Annotated in this window: 16 protein-coding genes; 6 read left to right on the forward strand and 10 right to left on the reverse strand. The window is 39.9% G+C overall.

Annotated features, from left to right (window positions below; genetic code table 11):
• Window positions 1-18: 18 nt before the first annotated feature.
• The 4 genes from HS960_RS10710 to HS960_RS10725 all read left to right on the forward strand — a co-directional run bounded on the left by HS960_RS10710 (window position 19) and on the right by HS960_RS10725 (window position 5,572).
• Window positions 19-1,761: an ABC transporter ATP-binding protein gene (locus HS960_RS10710; RefSeq protein WP_182332583.1), complete on the forward strand. Its 1,743-nt coding sequence runs from the start codon at window positions 19-21 to the stop codon at window positions 1,759-1,761.
• Window positions 1,761-3,566, forward strand: a complete 1,806-nt coding sequence (locus tag HS960_RS10715; RefSeq protein WP_182332585.1) for an ABC transporter ATP-binding protein — start codon at window positions 1,761-1,763, stop codon at window positions 3,564-3,566. The genes HS960_RS10710 and HS960_RS10715 overlap by 1 nt, the downstream gene beginning before the upstream one ends.
• 176 nt (window positions 3,567-3,742) lie before the next feature.
• A complete protein-coding gene (locus HS960_RS10720; protein ID WP_182332587.1) occupies window positions 3,743-4,639 on the forward strand; it encodes an SDR family oxidoreductase in 897 nt (298 codons plus the stop codon).
• A gap of 9 nt (window positions 4,640-4,648) precedes the next feature.
• Entirely contained in the window at window positions 4,649-5,572 is a 924-nt protein-coding gene (locus tag HS960_RS10725; protein ID WP_182332589.1) for a helix-turn-helix domain-containing protein, read from the forward strand.
• Window positions 5,573-5,726: 154 nt separating this feature from the next.
• On the opposite strand, the gene HS960_RS10730 is transcribed toward HS960_RS10725, so the two are convergent.
• The 4 genes from HS960_RS10730 to HS960_RS10745 all read right to left on the reverse strand — a co-directional run bounded on the left by HS960_RS10730 (window position 5,727) and on the right by HS960_RS10745 (window position 9,933).
• Window positions 5,727-6,113 carry a YtxH domain-containing protein gene (locus HS960_RS10730; RefSeq protein WP_202883785.1) on the reverse strand — a complete coding sequence of 129 codons (387 nt, stop codon included), beginning with the start codon at window positions 6,111-6,113 and terminating at the stop codon, window positions 5,727-5,729.
• 165 nt (window positions 6,114-6,278) lie between these two features.
• Window positions 6,279-6,794 carry a hypothetical protein gene (locus HS960_RS10735; protein ID WP_182332590.1) on the reverse strand — a complete coding sequence of 172 codons (516 nt, stop codon included), beginning with the start codon at window positions 6,792-6,794 and terminating at the stop codon, window positions 6,279-6,281.
• A 260-nt stretch (window positions 6,795-7,054) separates the two neighbouring features.
• Complete coding sequence (locus HS960_RS10740; protein WP_228280277.1) at window positions 7,055-7,867, reverse strand: helix-turn-helix domain-containing protein; 813 nt, start codon at window positions 7,865-7,867, stop codon at window positions 7,055-7,057.
• 185 nt (window positions 7,868-8,052) lie between these two features.
• Window positions 8,053-9,933 carry an MGH1-like glycoside hydrolase domain-containing protein gene (locus tag HS960_RS10745; protein ID WP_182332594.1) on the reverse strand — a complete coding sequence of 627 codons (1,881 nt, stop codon included), beginning with the start codon at window positions 9,931-9,933 and terminating at the stop codon, window positions 8,053-8,055.
• A 956-nt stretch (window positions 9,934-10,889) separates the two neighbouring features.
• Between HS960_RS10745 and HS960_RS10750 the strand changes: the two genes are divergently transcribed.
• Window positions 10,890-11,090, forward strand: coding sequence for a hypothetical protein (locus HS960_RS10750; protein ID WP_159728522.1), 201 nt, complete (start codon window positions 10,890-10,892; stop codon window positions 11,088-11,090).
• 10 nt (window positions 11,091-11,100) lie between these two features.
• Here the strand turns inward: HS960_RS10750 and HS960_RS10755 are convergent, their stop codons facing one another.
• From HS960_RS10755 to HS960_RS10765, 3 genes are read right to left on the reverse strand one after another with little or no spacing between them, the layout of a single operon-like run.
• Window positions 11,101-11,550 (reverse strand): hypothetical protein, encoded by a 450-nt coding sequence (locus HS960_RS10755; protein WP_202883786.1) that lies wholly within the window; start codon window positions 11,548-11,550, stop codon window positions 11,101-11,103.
• Window positions 11,528-11,872, reverse strand: a complete 345-nt coding sequence (locus HS960_RS10760) for a GIY-YIG nuclease family protein (protein WP_153845472.1) — start codon at window positions 11,870-11,872, stop codon at window positions 11,528-11,530. The genes HS960_RS10755 and HS960_RS10760 overlap by 23 nt, the downstream gene beginning before the upstream one ends.
• 18 nt (window positions 11,873-11,890) lie before the next feature.
• The gene (locus HS960_RS10765; RefSeq protein ID WP_182332596.1) at window positions 11,891-12,307 is read right to left on the reverse strand and encodes a MarR family winged helix-turn-helix transcriptional regulator; all 417 of its coding nucleotides are present in this window, start codon (window positions 12,305-12,307) and stop codon (window positions 11,891-11,893) included.
• A 311-nt stretch (window positions 12,308-12,618) separates the two neighbouring features.
• On the opposite strand from HS960_RS10765, the gene HS960_RS10770 reads away from it, so the two are divergent.
• A complete protein-coding gene (locus tag HS960_RS10770; RefSeq protein ID WP_182332598.1) occupies window positions 12,619-13,341 on the forward strand; it encodes a DUF3667 domain-containing protein in 723 nt (240 codons plus the stop codon).
• Window positions 13,342-13,431: 90 nt separating this feature from the next.
• Here HS960_RS10770 and HS960_RS10775 read toward each other — a convergent pair whose 3' ends face one another.
• From HS960_RS10775 to HS960_RS10785, 3 genes are all read right to left on the reverse strand, one after another.
• On the reverse strand, window positions 13,432-14,898 hold the full coding sequence (locus tag HS960_RS10775; protein ID WP_182332601.1) for a sigma 54-interacting transcriptional regulator: 1,467 nt from the start codon (window positions 14,896-14,898) through the stop codon (window positions 13,432-13,434).
• 6 nt (window positions 14,899-14,904) lie between these two features.
• Window positions 14,905-16,026 (reverse strand): vWA domain-containing protein, encoded by a 1,122-nt coding sequence (locus HS960_RS10780; protein WP_182332602.1) that lies wholly within the window; start codon window positions 16,024-16,026, stop codon window positions 14,905-14,907.
• A 273-nt stretch (window positions 16,027-16,299) separates the two neighbouring features.
• Window positions 16,300-18,387, reverse strand: coding sequence for a CBM96 family carbohydrate-binding protein (locus HS960_RS10785; RefSeq protein ID WP_182332604.1), 2,088 nt, complete (start codon window positions 18,385-18,387; stop codon window positions 16,300-16,302).
• Window positions 18,388-18,609: the final 222 nt, after the last annotated feature.

Raw genomic sequence — 18,609 nt, forward strand, 5'->3', positions numbered from 1 at the left:
TAATGGATATACAGGCAGATGAAGCTTTCCACGTTTACCCCTTATACCAAGTCATTTAGAAAGGCTTTTTTGATTATTCCTTTTTTCGTTGTGATCGATGTATTTTGCGAGATTGTACAACCCCGTCTGATGTCTATCATTGTCGACGACGGAATCTTGCATAAAGATATCAACTACATTTTGAAAATTGGATTGGCCATGATCGGATTAGCCATCGTTGCTATCGTTGCCAATTTATGCAACATCTATTACTCTGCACACGCGTCGGTGGGTTTTGCGACGAATCTCCGGACGGCCTTGTTTCGAAAAATACAATCCTTTGCTTTTGCGGATACCGATTATTTCAGTTCGGCCTCGCTTACAACACGGCTCACCAACGACACCAATATGATGCAGCAAGTCATGATGATGTGCTTGCGTATGCTTCTAAGAGCACCCCTTATGATGGTTTTTGCCATTATCTTTGCAGTTTCTATTAATAAGGATCTGTCCATCGTGATGGCCATTGCATTGCCTATATTGGCCTTAAGTATTTTTATTTTATTACGCAAAGGACTCCCCTTTTTTATCAAGATGCAGCAGGCGGTTGACCGTGTCAATAGTGTTGTGCAGGAAAATCTGCTCAATGTGCGGGTGGTAAAAGCTTTTGTACGACAGGATTTTGAGAAAAAGAAATTCGACAAAGTGAATTTCGATCTGATGGATGTTGCCACCAAAGCTTCGAGCATCGTTGTCCTTATCATGCCTGTCATGCAATTGGTGATGGGTTTGTCGCTTGTTGCCGTGACTTGGTTTGGCGGACAGAAAGTAATGACCGGAACGCTTGCGCTGGGTGGATTGATGTCATTTCTAAGTTATATCACGCAAATCCTTATTTCTTTGATGCTGCTTTCATTGACTTTCATGATGATTTCAAGGGCAATCGCTTCTGGCGATAGAATTGAAGAAGTTTTAGAGAAACAACCCTCCTTAACGGATACTGCGGAAGGCCTCCAAAATAGATACGCCATCACAACGGGACGGATCGCATTTAAGCAAGTCACTTTCCGTTACAACATACAAAGTGAAAAACCCAACCTTGACAATATTAGCTTCGAAGTAAAGCCTGCGACTACCCTAGCAATCATAGGTGGCACAGGTTCGGGAAAGAGCACTTTGGTACAATTAATTCCACGACTATATGATGTGTCTGAAGGTGCCGTTTTAGTAGATGGCATCGATGTCAGAAATTACCAACTACAGGAACTGCGCAGCCAGATTGCGATTGTGTTGCAGCAGAACCAACTTTTTTCAGGAACGATTTTAGAAAATCTCAAATGGGGAAATGAGCAGGCAACAGAAGAGGATATTTATGCCGCTGCTAGGATTGCCTGTGCAGACGATTTTATACGCTCCTTTCCCAGCGGCTATCAGACACTACTGGGACAAGGAGGCGTCAATGTTTCAGGAGGACAAAAACAACGCATATGTATTGCCAGGGCTTTATTGAAGAAACCTAAAATCTTGATTATGGACGACAGTACAAGTGCTGTGGACATCGATACCGATCGAAAAATACGTGAAGGTTTAAAAAATTATCTGCAGAACACCACACTATTGATTATCGCGCAGCGTATTTCGAGCGTCATGCATGCCGACCAAATATTGGTCATGGAAGAAGGCCGCATTGTCGGTTCTGGATCACACGATGTACTTCTGCAAACAAATACCAGCTATCAGGAAATTTATCAGTCACAACACCTGCAAAAAGAAGAAGCCTAATGAGTACCTCAAACAAATCCATTCCCGTGAGTTTACCTGGCCCCGGTAGTTCAAGACGCATTAAAAATGAAAAGCCTCAACAGGGATTTAAAGCTTTATGGCGATTGATGCGCTACCTTTCTTCGCAACGGCTGATGCTCCTGCTGATTTTAATTTCACTTTTGCTGGGAACTGCGGGGACACTGGCAGGCAACTACCTTTTAAGGCCTGCGATCAACAATTATGTCCTCAAAAAAGATATTGTTGGTCTAGGCCAAATTGCCCTGGTCATGATCGGAATTTATATCGCTACAGGAATTTTCAACATGTTGCAATACCGACTGACCATAAAAGTGGCTCAGAAAACGATTTCTAACCTCCGAAATGATCTGTTCGACCGCATGCAGTACCTCCCTTTGCAATTTTACGATACCCATCAGCATGGTGATCTGATGAGTCGCTTCACCAATGACATGGATACAGTAAGCGATGCCCTGAATAATAGTATCACACAGCTTTTAATCAGCTCAATTACTTTGTTGGGGACACTCGCCCTCATGCTGTATATCAGCCCTATCCTATCGATTATTGCATTGATCATGATTCCGCTGATGTTATATCTGGCGAAACTGATCATCAACAAGAGCAAGAGTTTTTTTGTCGCCAACCAAGCTGCGCTCGGCAATGCCAATGGCTATGTGGAGGAAATGATCAGCGGACAAAAGGTAGTTAAGGTTTTTGGCCACGAAAACGCCGCCATCGAACAATTTGAGCAGCTTAATCAGGTACTGCGGGAAAAAGCAACAAAGGCCCAGTTTTATTCTGGAATGATGATGCCTTTGATGGCGAATATGAGCACCATTAACTACGCGCTGACTACCATCGCAGGTGGTATTCTAGTGATCACACGTGGATTTGATTTAGGGGGGTTAACTGCATTTTTACAGTATGCACGGCAATTTGGACGGCCTGTAAACGAGATTTCCAGCCAATATAACAGCTTACAGGCAGCTCTTGCGGGCGCAGAACGTATTTTTGCCGTTATTGACACGGCTCCTGAAAGTGAAACGATAGATTCATTGCCAATGCCGGACCCGATTCAGGGCCAAGTGACACTATCGCATGTAAATTTTGGCTATGTACCCGAAAAACAGGTTTTATTTGATATTGACATCGACGTAAAACCAGGACAAAAGATCGCTTTCGTGGGTGAGACTGGCGCCGGCAAGTCGACAATTATCAATTTGCTACCTCGCTTTTACCCTTTGCTATCCGGGGATATTCTTTTAGACAAGACATCGATTTTTAAGTTGGATCGCAATGAACTGCGTAAAAAACTGTCTATTGTATTTCAGGACACACATTTGTTTACCGATACGGTCATGGAAAACATCCGTTATGGCAGGCTCACCGCAACGGATGATGAAGTGATAGCGGCAGCAAAGCTTGCTGCCGCAGATAGCTTTATCATGCAACTGCCACAAGGGTATAAAACCGAATTGACCAATGACGGGGCCAATCTGAGTCAGGGACAGCGGCAGTTAATTAACATCGCCCGGGCAACTGTGGCCAATACGCCAGTCTTAATATTGGATGAGGCGACCAGCTCAATCGATACACGCACTGAAATTGCTATTCAGGAAGGTATTGACCGGTTAATGCAAGACAAAACAAGCTTCGTCATTGCCCATAGACTCTCGACCATAAGGAATGCCGACGTAATCTGTCTGATCGAAAAAGGGAGAATCGCCGAGTTCGGTTCGCATGCAGAACTCTTAAAGCAAAAAGGTAAATATTATCGTTTGTATATGGGACAGTTTGACTGATCATTTCGAGGCTTTAATACGATACTCCTTTCATGAAAGAAGCCTTGTTTTGAAAAATACTGCAGCTTACGAAATACAAGTTCATCGATTTTCTGAAAGATGGCTACAACATTCTGACATTTGGATACATCTGCGGGCAACTTTACACAGAACTTTGTCTCAAGAAAAAAAAGATTATGAAAGTATTTATAACTGGAGCTTCGGGCTTCATAGGTTCAGCAGTCGTTCAAGAAATGATCGATGCGGGACATCAAGTAAATGGTTTAGCACGCTCAGAAAAATCAGCAGAGATAATCGCCAATTTGCGTGCTAAGGTAATCCGTGGCGATCTTCAACACTTGGATATATTAAAACAAGCCGCTTCAAACGCCGACGCCGTCATCCATACGGGGTTTTCCCACGATCTGATGTTTGCAAATGAATATGCAAAAGCTGCCGAAATTGATATCAATGCGATCAATGCCATGGGCGAAGTGCTACTCGGTACACAAAAACCGCTTGTCGTTACAGCTGGAACCTTGGGTCTACCACTTATCAACGGGTTCGTCACAGAGGAAAGTACACTCCTAAATTCACCGAGAGGTTCAGAACCTTCGGCAATGGCCCTGGCAGCAAAAGGTGTCCATGCTTCAGTGGTTCGCTTACCACCCTCTGTTCACGGCAGCAGTGATCTTGGCTTTATGGCAGGCTTCACATCAAGTCTGATCCAATTTGCACGCGATCATGGTGTTTCGACCTATCCCTTAAATGGGGACAATCGTTGGCCAGCAGTTCATCGTTTAGACGCTGCAAAAGTTTTCTGCAAGGCGGCCGAGAAAGCCGAAATTGGGGCATTGTACAACGCTATTGGCGAAACTGGCATTAAAATCAGTGCAATTGCTGAACTGATCGGCACGAAATTACATTTGCCTGTTACTTCATTACGGGGTGAAGATATTGTCAAACATTTCCAATGGCTGAGCCATTTCATCACCTTCGATAGCCCGGCGACAAGTTTTGAGACACAGCAGCAATTAGATTGGTCGCCTACGCATATCGGTTTATTGGAAGATGTTCATCAGAATTATTTATAAATTTGTTATATGCCACAAAGTCGAACACAGCGTATAAAAACGATCAGTGAATTTCATCAATTAAGAGGTTTACCACAGCCTGAGCATCCATTGCTCAGTGTTGTGGACTATTCAAAGATGAAACGTTCTCCTTTGGATGATGCTTCTGCCTTATTGTTTGATTTTTATGTCATTTCCAATAAAAGAGGCATCACAGGCAAAATGCGCTATGGGCAGCAGCTCTTTGATTTTGACAACGGTGTACTCGGCTTTATGTCGCCCAATCAATTGCTGAAACTGGAAGAAAATGACGCTGTTGCCAACGTAAACCGAAGCGGGTGGATGTTGCTTATTCATCCGGACTTTTTATGGAATACCACATTGGCGAAAACCATTAAAGAGCATGAATTCTTCGATTATTCGGCAAATGAAGCTTTATTTCTTTCAGAAAGTGAAGAGAAAACACTAAACGATATTATTGGAAATATCAAACGGGAATATCGAGCAAATATGGACAAATTCAGCAAGAACATTATTGTATCAAACCTCGAAACATTACTGAATTATTCGGAGCGTTTTTACAACCGACAATTCCTGACGCGAGAGAAAGCCAATCATCAGGTTTTAAATCGCCTGGAAGAACTGCTGAATGCTTATTTTTCTACAGATGGTTTGATCTCAAAGGGTCTTCCATCCGTTCAATACATTGCAGATAGCTTAAATATTTCCTCTAAGTATCTCAGCAGTTTGCTTAAAGTACTAACGGGACAAAGCACCCAACAGCATATTCACGAAAAACTGATTGAAAAAGCAAAGGAGAAATTGTCAACAACGGCACTTTCTGTTAGTCAAATCGCTTATGAATTAGGCTTTGAACATTCACAGTCATTCAGCAAATTGTTTAAAACAAAAACCAAACTTTCGCCCCTGGAATTTCGAACCGGATTTCACTAAGATACTGAAAGCTAACGAAAACCATCGGATGACCATTGGATATGGGAGAAATGATCCACCTGGGCATGGACATTATAATTTAAGAGGTGAAGATCAAAAAAGAAACAGCAGACCGCACAATGTCTATTGCCAGTTCTGCTGTTTGAATCAAAAATTATTTTTCTTTTTGATCTTTAACTGCATCCTTAATCGCTTTTGTCTCTTCGGCAGTCTTAGCACTTATTTGATCTTTATACTTATCAAATTCATCAGAGACCTTATCAACCACATGGCCTGCTGTCTCGCTAATTGAGGATGACACATGATCATACTCTTCTTTCACTTTATCGGCTACTTCTTCGTATTTATGTTTTGCCTGCTCTTTGAGATCCCTTGTTTTTTCCTTGATTTTCTTTCGCGTTTTTCTTCCACTATTTGGTGCCACCAATACACCTACCAATGTACCAAGTGCCGCTCCCGCCACCATTGCCAGAAGTAATCCGGTTGAATTATTTTTTCCGCCACACATCTTTAATTTCTTTAAACAATCGTAATTAAGCATATATTTCAAAATGATTATGTTGTTAAACTCTTACAAATTCTAACAATAAAAGCAAAAGATTAGTTTGTCATATTTTAAATAATGTACAACAAACTAGATTACAGCATCACATGAATCGAAAGGCGCTAAAGATGAGCGTTCGGGAACGGCTTGGATAAAATAGATCTACTGGACACGACTTTTTAGTTCTGATCCCAATCCAGTGTTGATTTTCTTTTGTTTGAAGTATTGAAAAACGGCTGCAATAATAAAAAGCACAACAAGGACAAGAAAGGTCTGTCCAATAATTGGATCATTTATATCCTTTGCCAAGGGGTGTCCGATTGGAACTCTGGTAAAGGTCTCATTAACGGTGGGCACCAGCGACAAGAAAAAACTGAATGACCATAGAAAATTCTCAAAATACCGAGCCTTCGTACTACTTTTCTTTGTTGCGTGCAGCCAATAAGCCACCGCTACAAGAACCAAGATAAAGAGTGAAAAAATATGTCCGGCATTGAAGCCGCCCTGTTTCGAAATTCCTAATGCTGTAAGAGAAGTGATGACTGTCGCATAAAAATATAACTTCCCCGATAATACTTTAAGATTGATCTTGCCATAGCTGATAAATCCTAATACAGCACCTAAAAGTGCTGTAAGACCAATAACTGTGTGGAAAACTCCTAAACCTGATAAATTCATTTTTTCTATTTTTAACGTTGATAATTTTCAAAAAAATGTTCCTGTAATGTAAGGTCGTTGTCACGCTTTCACTGCACAATCCATGGAATAACAACCCTTTAATAGAACACTACAAAGTTGCAATAGAATAAGAAAAATGGTTTTTTGATTTCGTTCAAAGATTTGATATTTTAGTTCAAATAACAGGACTACAATCTTATTGGAGAAAACTTGGTCCCCTCGATAAAAATGGAATACCATATACAAATGACCATTGGTTTTTAGTTGCTTTTAAGCTGTCGACGATAATTTGTTGGCGATATTTGGTATTTGTCACTAAAACTCTTTGTAAATGTTGCGAGGTCGTTAAATCCACAGTTAAAGGCAATTTCGGAAACACGCTGATTGGAAACCGAAAGGAGCTCTGCCGCCTTTTCGAGCTTCTTATTTTTGATGTAGCTGGCAGGTGTATCATGATATAATTTGGCAAACTCTCTTTTAAATGAAGAAACACTCAGATTATTCTGTTCCGCAAGCTGCTCAATGGTCAATTGGGAAAAGAGATTGGCTTCGATGATCTGTTTAAACGAATAGGTACTTGAAGAAAAAAGCTGTGATAATATCACCCGTATGACCGACGCGTTTCTCGTTTGGGACAGGAGCAATATAATTTCTTTTAATTTGAGCACCAGTATATCTTCATTGATCAATGAAGGATTTTCAAAATAGAACAGCAAGCCTTCCACATATTTCTGGATCAGGAAATCATTGTCAATTTTTTCTTTTGATTGGTTTGAAATGATATTTTCGGGTTCAAGCAGCAACGAGGGTAACTCTCTATCGTAAACTTTCTTCAAGGTATCTGGATAAAAAGTGACGATTAACAGCTGACAATCTTGCGTTGGATTCACATCGTGGATTCGCTTTCCAGAATTAATACAATTCAGCAATAAGGAATAATGCTTCACAATAGTTAGCTCTTCGTCATTTGCTTGGTATTGCATCTCCCCTTCCAGCACATAGAGGAAGCAAGCCTGTTCCGCTACTGGAAATTCAAATGTAAATGGTGCCTTCAAAGCAATTTTTTGCATCATCGGTCTTCCAAATAGCTCATATTTTTTGTAATCATTTACCATTGTGCCGCTCAATTTCGCAAATTTAACGATTGAGTTCCGTATAATTAAATGACGGTTGTGCAATAGAGTCTTATTTTCTAAATTTCCGTTAAAATAGATTCATCCAATCGATGTATTTTAAATTGGTTAAAAACCTGTTGCTATTAGTCTAAATTTACGTCTATTTTGACACCAAGATTCTTGCAGCTTGCCTTTAAAACATGATCTACCCAAATGCATAACATAGGCTGTTTTCCTGGTTTGTTTTGATCCCAGTCTTCTTTCCAGACAATGTCGATCGTTTTCCCATGATAGTCTAAGTTTCCGAGGTAAAAATAATCCATTTTGCCAGCAGGTATCAGCGGCTGAAGCTGAAAGCTGTTGTGATGGGTCGCCTTAAAGCCAATGAGATCTGCTATGATCATGTCAGGATAGGTTGAATGAAAATAATCATTCTGTCCACCAAATTGCTCGCCATCACTTGGTATATACCATTCACCGATATTTGGGTGGGTATAACCGTGAAGTCGGGTAAGCTTCATAATTTGTTCGTACAGGGTCTCTTTGTCCTGCGCAGTGATTTGATTTTTATAATTCCTTAAATAGTTGCTGTATGCCTTATAGACGACCGAGTTTTGAAAAGGCCATCCTCTACCATTCCAAGCATAAGCCTGCTCATTGTAATAGGGATGTTGTCTTTCGGCCGTGGTCATTCCTTTGTGGTTATTGAAACCTTTTTCGGAAGTAAACATCGCCCAGGCTACCTCATACTTTTTATTATCCTCAGGCGGTATCATATTGAAATACCAGGGGGTATAACCAACGGATTCCCGCACCCGAGCTTCGTAATCCCGAACACCATAGGCGTTGTCACCAGCTGTTAAGGTATTAAAAAATCCATCATCTGAATTCCAAAGCGTCTGGAGAAATTTTCGGCGTATTTCCTGACTTCTGACCTTATAGTAATCTGCTTTCGCCTTATTCGTAATCGAAGGATGTTGTTGCTGTTCCAGTCTATAGAGATTGTACAATGCGTTGTTATTTCCAAAGGAATAACTTCCAACGGATGGGCGCACCAAATAAAAATCAGGGTAACCTTTGGTAAAGGCTAATGGAAAGTCCTTCGCCGCAGTCGTATTTGCCACCTTGTCTGTCGTCCCCCAACCTAAATAAAGATCTCTCCATGTACTATCGGTATAAATAGCATAGGGCCCTTTACTTTCAATTAAGCCAAGTACCGCCGAAAGGCTGAACTCCATACCATCGTACAGATCCAGAATTTTGTACATGCCGTCTGTCTTCGCATTGGTATTTTTCACAGTGAATAGGCTATCCAAAAGGTGCTGGTGGGTCTCCATTGCGGGAAGCATCTTTTGCGTCCAGGCCTGATCGGGATGAATTTTTAAAAATGATTCAATACCATCGACCATCCAGCTGGAAAAATGAACATTTTCGGGCCGGCTCAAATGGGTCAAAAAATTATCGTTTTCCCGTTGATTTAATTTGGAAGCTGATCCAAGCATAAAATATTCGGCATAAGATTGAAGGTATTTTGGATCACGAAGCCAACGTACATCGTAAAACTGATGCGCTGTTGGGCAGGTAATCGCTCCACTCAAGGATCCCCAGGCGGGATACCCGAAAAATTCTGTTATAACCCAATATTTCTTTGAATCATGTGGATCGTAATAATCCCGAAGATGCTTGCTGATCATCCACCAACGATAATTATACACGCGACTTAGGGTATCGTTGGAACTCTCAAAATACGGAATGTTATTGACCAAGAATTCTTTGTTGTTGGATTCGTCAAAAGCACCGTCCGATTTTGGCCGGTGCTCGTAAGCATTGAACTCCTTTATATTGTCTGTTAGGTTATTTTTTGCCACTTCCTTTAAACGATCAAGTTCATGGCGATATATCGACTCCTGCTTACCCGAAAATCCTCGATTACTCGAACAGGAAAAAAGAACACCTAGAACCAAAAAGGCTGTGCTACTTAAAACAATAGATTTTAGAAAAACGGAGCGATGTTGTCTTTTCATGTGGTTATATGGAATAGAACGAGTTCATAATTGATTTGCTATAACTTAAAAAATTAGCATTAATGTCCATCCAAAGGAATCAACAGGAGATTGATCGGCTTTCATCGCCGTAATTTTCTACAGGGCAATTCTTGATGAAGTTAAACACAGGATCTAATCCAAGGCTATAACAAATAAACACCTAATCAACAGAATTTTTATGACAATTCAGCATGGTGGAACAAATCGGCGTAAAATTGATACAATGTATCATATTGTACCAATTTGAGCTCATACTTTATCTTTCAAACTAGGTAGCAATATGCTTTATTGCGAACTGAAGTTCATTGTTTTTGGTCATACTCAGATCTATTAATTTGACAATGTTAAGATTTTTCCTGGATAAATTTTTCGATACTCCGGGCTTGAGCCTAAAATATTATGAAAGAGGATGGTATTTTTTTTCTGCAAAAAACCAAATATTCCCATTTTCACATAAAAAAGTATCTTTTTCATATTCTTTCTACTGCTATTCTAAGTTACATTTGTCTCATAAGTAAACTTGACTCAAGAGAAGTAATTGTTGAAATGAATGGAGATGCCTATCTCATCATTTTAAATTTCTGAATTGATTCGATAAGAATACTGTAAAAAGAATCCTACAATACTACACTGAAAAACATTTTGTGGAACGATGCTGTCGTTCCACATTTTTAATCTATTAAACTGGTCTTCACCTAAGCTTCTACCGCTACCGCTTTAGCTTTATAAAATAGACAACATGCATTTTGACACCTGTAATCGCTTTGGCTTCATGGTCCTGTCAATGATAGCATCTACTTCCGAGCGACACCTCGCGGAATAAATAATCTTTTTTACGTGTTTTAACAAAAAAAAATCCTTGTGGATAAACATGCAAATAGACAATTTAATTATATTTATAGGTGTGTAACCTATTCTAATAACCAAAATAAATTATGAAAAAAATATATTTTTTGTTTACCATTCTCATCGGATTGCTGAGTTGTAACTCAACGGTAGAGTCCAGTATCCCGGATGATGCCAAGAAGGTTGATATCTTCGCTAAAGCATTTATTGAAAAAATTATTAATGGCCAAATTGATAGTGCAATCGCTAATCTAGATCCATCTGTAGCGACTAGCGATGCTTTTTTATGATAAGTATCGTTTAAAACGGGACATTTTCCAAGGGTAAAAGTCTTGAATCCGAGATAGCTGCAATCCGATGCCCTATAATCTTCATATAAGCTGGATTTTGTTCAAATGAAAAAAAATCGGACACACTTTTCTGTTTAATCAGCATACAGATATCCCACTGTTCCTGATCGGGCCCTATCAGAAACCGGTCACCATGCCCAACAAAAAGTAGCTCACCGCCGCTTTCTTCCACAAAAGGTTTGGCTAGCTCTATATAATTCATGAAAGCATCGTATCCAGAAATTTCTTTGATTGGCGCGATCTCCGTAAAATTAGTATAGTCCGCGATTTTCCTCAACTGAATTAAATTGAGATTTACAATAGGACCTTGGATATTTTTCAATGCCAGATTCCTTCCGGCTTCATAACCGGGATACAAATACGTCTTTCTTGTCATATCAATAGATACTTGTTGTTTCACTCACTTTACTTTTCAACTCAGTTGCGGCGTGAAGTACGACTTTTTTATAATCAATGATTTTGTCGTTTTCAAATGGAATAATAACTGCATTTTCAAACAGGAAATTTCCCTCACCCAATCGGTTCCAATCCGCCTGCAAGTTTTTGTTGTCAAATTGCCCCATGTTTAACATAAATCTGATTCTGTTAGAAAGAGCCGTTAAATTCATGCTATCAGCGATATGTATTTTATTTTCGGCCCTATTGTAAATTGTTAAAACTCCCATCAATGGTTTACTTTCCAAGAATTCGGCTTTCAATTGTTTTTTATCTATTTTGTTCATGTGTTTTTTAAATTAAAATTATAAATCTCCGCCCAATGATTTCAATTGCCCAGCAAAAATAAGGAGATCTGTTACGGCCATTCCGTCCAATAGCTTATTGGCGATATGCTCAGCCGTAACAGTCGCTTCTTTAAAAATTCGATCACCAGCCGCGGTAAGCTTCACATAGCTGACCCGGGCATCTCGATCATTGTGTGCTTTTACAACAAGCCCCATCTTTTCCATAGGTGAAATAATCCGTGTAATCCCTGAGGCCGTTAAACCGGTACTTTCAGCCAGATCAATTCGCCGTAACCGGTTCCCGGAAGCCTGACTTAAAATATGTAGGATCATAAAGTCTGTCAGACTTAGTCCATGCAAGCTCAACCCATCAAACTTTTTGGTGATGACAGATTGAACTTTTATAATGTTCAAAATCGTATTAATTGCGGTCATATTATTATTTGCAAAATACTTGACTACTCAAGTATTTTGCAAATATAATAGTTTTATTTAAGTGGTTGAACAAAATAAACAAAAGATTCTGCGAACGGGGTGGTTACGCTAAAGCCCATTAATTCTATTTTCTTCGCGGGAGAAGGAGGTTTGTATAAAACCACACTTAGGTGTAGCATTGATTGACATAATCTATAATATTTTTGGACAAATTCTAATCGATAAGGAGCAAAAGCCAACGATCTACATAACAGGATAAGGATAGAATCCTCGAATATTAACAAATTTATTACCTATAGCATAGTATAAACATGACAAATTGCAAAAACTGTGGGACTGATATAACACTGAATTTCTATCCGAAATGTGGGCAGCCAGCGGTCCTTAAAAGAATTGATGCGCATTATATCGTCCACGAAATTGAACATGTCCTTCATTTCGAGCGTGGAATCTTGTACACGATTCGTGAACTTATTACCACACCAGGAAAAAATGTAAAAAAATATATTGCCGAGAACCGAAGCCGCCTGGTAAAACCCATTATTTTTATCATCATCACCTCACTGATATACTCTATAGTAAGCCATTTTTTTCATGTAAACGACAAATATGTGAGTTATTACGAATCCCAACATTCTACCACGGGTTCGATATACTTCTGGATCCAGGACCACTATGGTTACGCCAATATCATGATAGGATTGTTTATCGCTTTCTGGGCTAAATTATTTTTTAAAAAATACGGTTTTAATCTTTTTGAAATTGTCATCCTGCTGTGTTTTATTTTAGGAATGACGATGTTGATCTATACTATTTTTGCATTAGTAGAAGGTGTAACACATACAAGCGTTATGGTGCAAGCTAGCATCGTCGCTATGTTATATAGCGTCTGGGCTATTGGACAATTTTTCGATCCCTACAAAATACCCAGTTATTTAAAAGCGCTCGCAGTTTATATTTTGGGGTATCTGTCATTCACTGTCGTCGTCGTTATTATTGGCCTATCGATAGACTTAATTTTAATGAAAAGATAGTTATCCACCCTTTTTCCTTGTGAGACCTAATTAAAAACCAGATGGGTAAGTTTACGCTGTACACTTACCCATCATGTTACTAGTTGCCTGTTACAGATTATTTCTCAGATATCCCTGAAAGTTATCTTGAAACTGAAGGCCAGTCCCCAACCTATATTTACTTAATTTATTGTTGAGCGTAAGTCCCCATAATACAAATTCGGTCAGAAAATGGAGATCTTCGGGCTTCGTTTCCGGCTGGTATTGCTGAATTAAAGCATGTATAGGCTTCACTTGATCCAAAACCTGCTGATAGGTTGAATCGTTGAGTTCATCAGATAATTCGATCCCCTCTGATTCTGAAAACCAACGAATAATATCGTCGTAGGGATAACGTTCGTTTTCTCTTTCCAGTTTCTCAATTTTTGGGAATAAAATCGGAAAAAGATTTTTAATCGCGTTTTCTATCAGCTGCAATGCGACGATACCCGCTCCTTCCTGTTCGCCTTCATAAACGAGCTCAACTTTACCGGTTATCGCAGGCACAATACCCATAAAATCACTCAGTCGTACTGCAGTTGCTTGCGCCCCACTTCTGAGCATGCGCAATTCAGCGGTGCTTAATAAGTTTTGAAATGCTGTAATGCTCATACGCGCACTCACGCCGCTCTTTTCATCAACATATTCACTATTTCGTGCTTCAAAGCTTATCTGCTCAATCAGTTCCCTAGCCAGCTCAGGAATGTATATCTGCTCCTTCTGGGCCGCTTCCAAATTCGCCTCCTGCGCTGTAATTGCCTTTGCTATCTCAACCGATGCAGGGTAATGTGTGAGTATCTGCGATCCTATGCGATCTTTCAGTGGCGTCACAATACTTCCTCTATTGGTATAATCCTCCGGATTTGCAGTAAATATAAATTGTACATCTAACGGTAAGCGTAACTTAAAACCACGGATCTGAATATCTCCCTCCTGCAATATATTGAAGAGGGCTACCTGGATTCTAGCTTGAAGATCAGGCAGCTCATTAATGACAAATATAGAACGGTTTGCCCGAGGAATCATACCAAAGTGAATCACGCGATCGTCTGCATAGCTCAGTTTTAAATTTGCGGCTTTGATGGGATCTACATCACCAATCAAATCAGCGACCGTCACATCTGGCGTAGCCAGTTTCTCCGCAAAACGATCACCTCTACCTAGCCAACTTATCGGTGTATCATCGCCTTTCTCCTGCAGAAGTTCTAGCGCATAACGCGATATAGGGTTAAACGGATCATCATTAATCTCTGAACCTTGAACCACAGGCACATATTCATCCAATAAGTTGACCATGAGCCTAGCTAGACGTGTTTTCGCCTGACCGCGAAGGCCCAAGAAATTAATGTTGTGTTTGGAAAGAATTGCTCTTTCAAGTTCTGGAATAACGGTATCTTCATAACCATGTACTCCATTAAATACGGTTTCACCCGCCTTTATTTTTGTAATCAGATTCTGACGCAATTCTTCTTTTATTGTTTTAGGTTTATAACCCGAAGTTTTTAATGCACCAAATGTTGTAATCTTCGTGTAATCCATATATTCTTATCGTATTCTTTTTTTTCGATTTTCTTCGTAATCCTCAAAAATCATTTCACCTAGATCCCCAAGTCCTGTGTAATAAGCCTTCCCTTGATTTGAAGCTGTAAACTCATCGACAAATTGCTGTAGATAAGGATCCGAAGCAATCATAAAGGTTGTAATTGGTATTCCCAGCTTTCGGGCTTGAGCAGCCATACTATAGCACTTGCTAGTGATAAAAGGATCCAAACCCATAGGATTTTTATAATAAGTACCGTCCGGCATATTTAAACAGCTCGGTTTTCCATCGGTTATCATAAATATTTGCTTATTCGCATGCCGTTTTCGCCTTAGCAAGTCCATCGCTAGCTTTAAGCCTGCGACCGTATTGGTATGAAATGGTCCAACTTGCAAATAAGGCAAGTCTTTTATTGCGATAGGCCATGCATCGTTTCCGAAAACAATGACGTCAAGTGAGTCTTTCGGATATCGGGTCAAAATAAGTTCTGATAAAGCCATCGCTACTTTTTTTGCAGGAGTGATCCGATCCTCGCCGTATAAAATCATACTGTGGCTGATATCGATCATCAACACTGTACTCATCTGCGACTTAAACTGTGTATCTTCTATGACGAGATCATTTTCTGATAAGGCAAACTCGCCTATCCCATGATTGATCTGCGCGTTTTTCAAGCTCTCTGTCAAAACTATTTTCTCCAAGCCATCTCCGTACTGATAGTTTCTGAAATCGCCCATATTTTCGTCACTCCGTCCCTGGTGATTGGTTTTATGATTGCCTGATTTCCCTTTCCTCATTTTCCCAAAAATCTGGTCCAAGGCATGCTGACGCAAGGCTTTCTCCAGCTTTGAGGTAATATCTACGCCGCCTTCACCACCAAACTCCACTTTTTCTCTGATATAACCTTTATCTTTCAGATCCGCAATGAAATCATCTATCGTATAGGCTGGAGTCGTCAGTTTGAACTCTTTATCCAATTGCCTAAGCCAGTCAATGGCTTCATCAAAATCACCAGAGGTATGGGTAATCAGTTCTTTGAAAATGTCAAATAATTTATCAAAAGGCGTTTGAAACGGCTCTTCATATTGTTTGAAGAGAAAACCTTTACTTCGTTTCGTGCTTTTCATGCATTCCTTTTATTAGTATGAGGAAGCTATCCAAATAGTGTATCGGATACTTCATAGTATGAATTTACGAAATAATAATTTTTGTGAGCACCGTATGTCCATTTAACTTTAAAAACTGGCTATAGTATGACGCACGAGCGACAACTTTCTATTAGGAATTAGTTTCAGATTTTTACGCTCTCCCAGTCAAAAGCCACAAAGAATTGGTATTCCTTGCGGCTTTTTAATCCAGTTATTCTAAATACAAGATAATTACCCTGAAATAAGTACCGGTTAATAAAGCAGTTCCAACGTTGGCTTATTGGCGGTTGCTTCCCTGCTACTAAAAGACATATCATTTGTAGAAGAAGCCGCAGCTGTATTTAAAAATAGAAAGGATACTTTACGATCAGTACCGGTAAGCAATCTGTTAATGGCCGAGGTGACGTCGATGGTCTGTAAACCTATCCCTGAAACAGAAATCTTACCGACAAGTACAGTATCCATTGGTGCATTGTTCCAATTAATGCTATTTTCCAACCAAGATGTCGTGGAGGTTGTATAAATATTAATAGTCCGTTGTGGTGCTGTATTCACTCCTGCAACATACATTTTTAATTTTGCCGAACTCACTTTAGGTTTAGTAATCATCGCAATATCAAATTTAGCGTATGCTTTACGTGCGTAAGATGTAGCGTCGGATTTGATGACAAGATCAGCTGTAGTTCCATAATTTGTACTCGCATAGGTACCGTTGCGGACATAGGCATCGGCAAGAGAACTTCCGGCATTGGCTACAACAGCATGCTGAAACGCTCCAACGTCTGGATTACCCAATGGCAGCGCATTTCCAGCGAAATCCTCGCCTCCATTGTTACTTATAAATACACCAGCATTAAGGGCAGCCGAACCGGAACCGACATCATAACCTTTTGCAGCGTCAAGGCCGTTTCCACCAATTGGATTGACAAATACCGGATCTTCATAGAAATTGTTGTTCCGCACGGTAGTTCCCCAGTTCAATGACGTAAATGTACTTGACGGAAATAAACAATTATTGTTAAACTTCAGTCCGTTATCGGCCTGAGTAGACAGACTACTAATGGTCGAGGTCGTGTAAAAAATATTATTTGAAAATGTTGCATAAGGCTTTCCTGAACTCACGCCATTCATGACGTTAAACAGGCTGGCGGTTGGATTTTTGATATAGAATACATTATTATAAATCTCACGAGAATCGTATGTTGTTTTTTCGATCAAAAAGAGCTTCTTTAACCTTGTTGTACCGATATCGTTGACAGAAACGTTGTAGCGGACTTTAATATTCTTAGACTGGTTCATAAAAAGCATAAATCCGCCGTTATTATCATGCGAATAATTGTATTCGAAGATATCTCCATCGGTTACTGAATTGGTATCATAACCATCGGCATCGAACGCGACTCCATCGTTGGCCCCTCCGCCTGTCATACCGTAAACCTCATTATAAGCCACCAGCGTATTCAAGCTGCCAATTGTCCAAATACCCGCATAATTTTCAGAGCCTGTGTTCATACATGCCTTATAGACGGTATTGTGTGTAATTTTACTCCCTCCCGTCACGCCAGACATAACGATGCCGTCGCCGTAGATATATTCAATCAAATTATTATCGATAATAATATCTTTTGATCTTGCTGCCATAGCCCTATCGCCAGTGGTCCTTATCCCTTCAACGGAACAGTTGGCGACATGACAATTTTGTACCAAAGCCCCGTATATTTTACCGTCTAAGATAATCCCGCCAGAGCTTTTGTTATAATTGGTCTGTCCATCGATAGCACCATTGACGTCATGGACATAACAATTTCTAATGGAGACATTGCTGATTGCTGTTCCTGCAGAACTGCCTCCAATCACGCGGATCCCCGTGGCAGCACAACTTGTCCCGCTTGGGATTGTATTCGTCAGTTCGAGGTTATTTACTTCAAAATAAGATACTTTATTAAGGTATAGCGCATTTGATCCATTTCTCTTTCCACCGCCGTTGATAATCGGACGAACATCACCGCCATATTTATCTATGATAATGGGCGCTTCAGCCGTTCCCGAATTTTTCATATGCAAAGTGTCATTCCATACGCCACCGCTCTTGAATAAGATACGGTCGCCGGGGCCAAAAACCGAGGCATTAATTTTGGCCAATGTTCTCCATGCTGTAGTTGTGCTCATTCCTGTACTATCATCGTTTCCGCTGGGATCTATGTAGTAAGTAATGCCCACACTTGCCAGATTCGCCTTCGCTTTTGTTTTTAGGGATGTCGGAGAATCTAGTTGAACAGACTTTTGGCAGCTCAGTAGCCCAATGACTCCAATAGAAATCACCATCATAAATTTTCTCATAATGTTGTTTTTAGTTTTATAATTTGTTATAATTTTTACAGACGTATTCTAATTCCGACGAATACGAATTTTATAATTTGATTAATAACATTAAATTATAAATAACTTATCAGCCACAAGGGGTAAAATCACAAATAAAGAGGGGTAAAATTTTAAATTAGAACCTGAAATAGAAATTCGACATATTCTTTATAAAAGAATATGCCGCATAGCAAAAAGCTA

Origin of the sequence: Sphingobacterium paramultivorum (assembly GCF_014109745.1) — a bacterium.
Lineage (GTDB): Bacteria > Bacteroidota > Bacteroidia > Sphingobacteriales > Sphingobacteriaceae > Sphingobacterium > Sphingobacterium paramultivorum.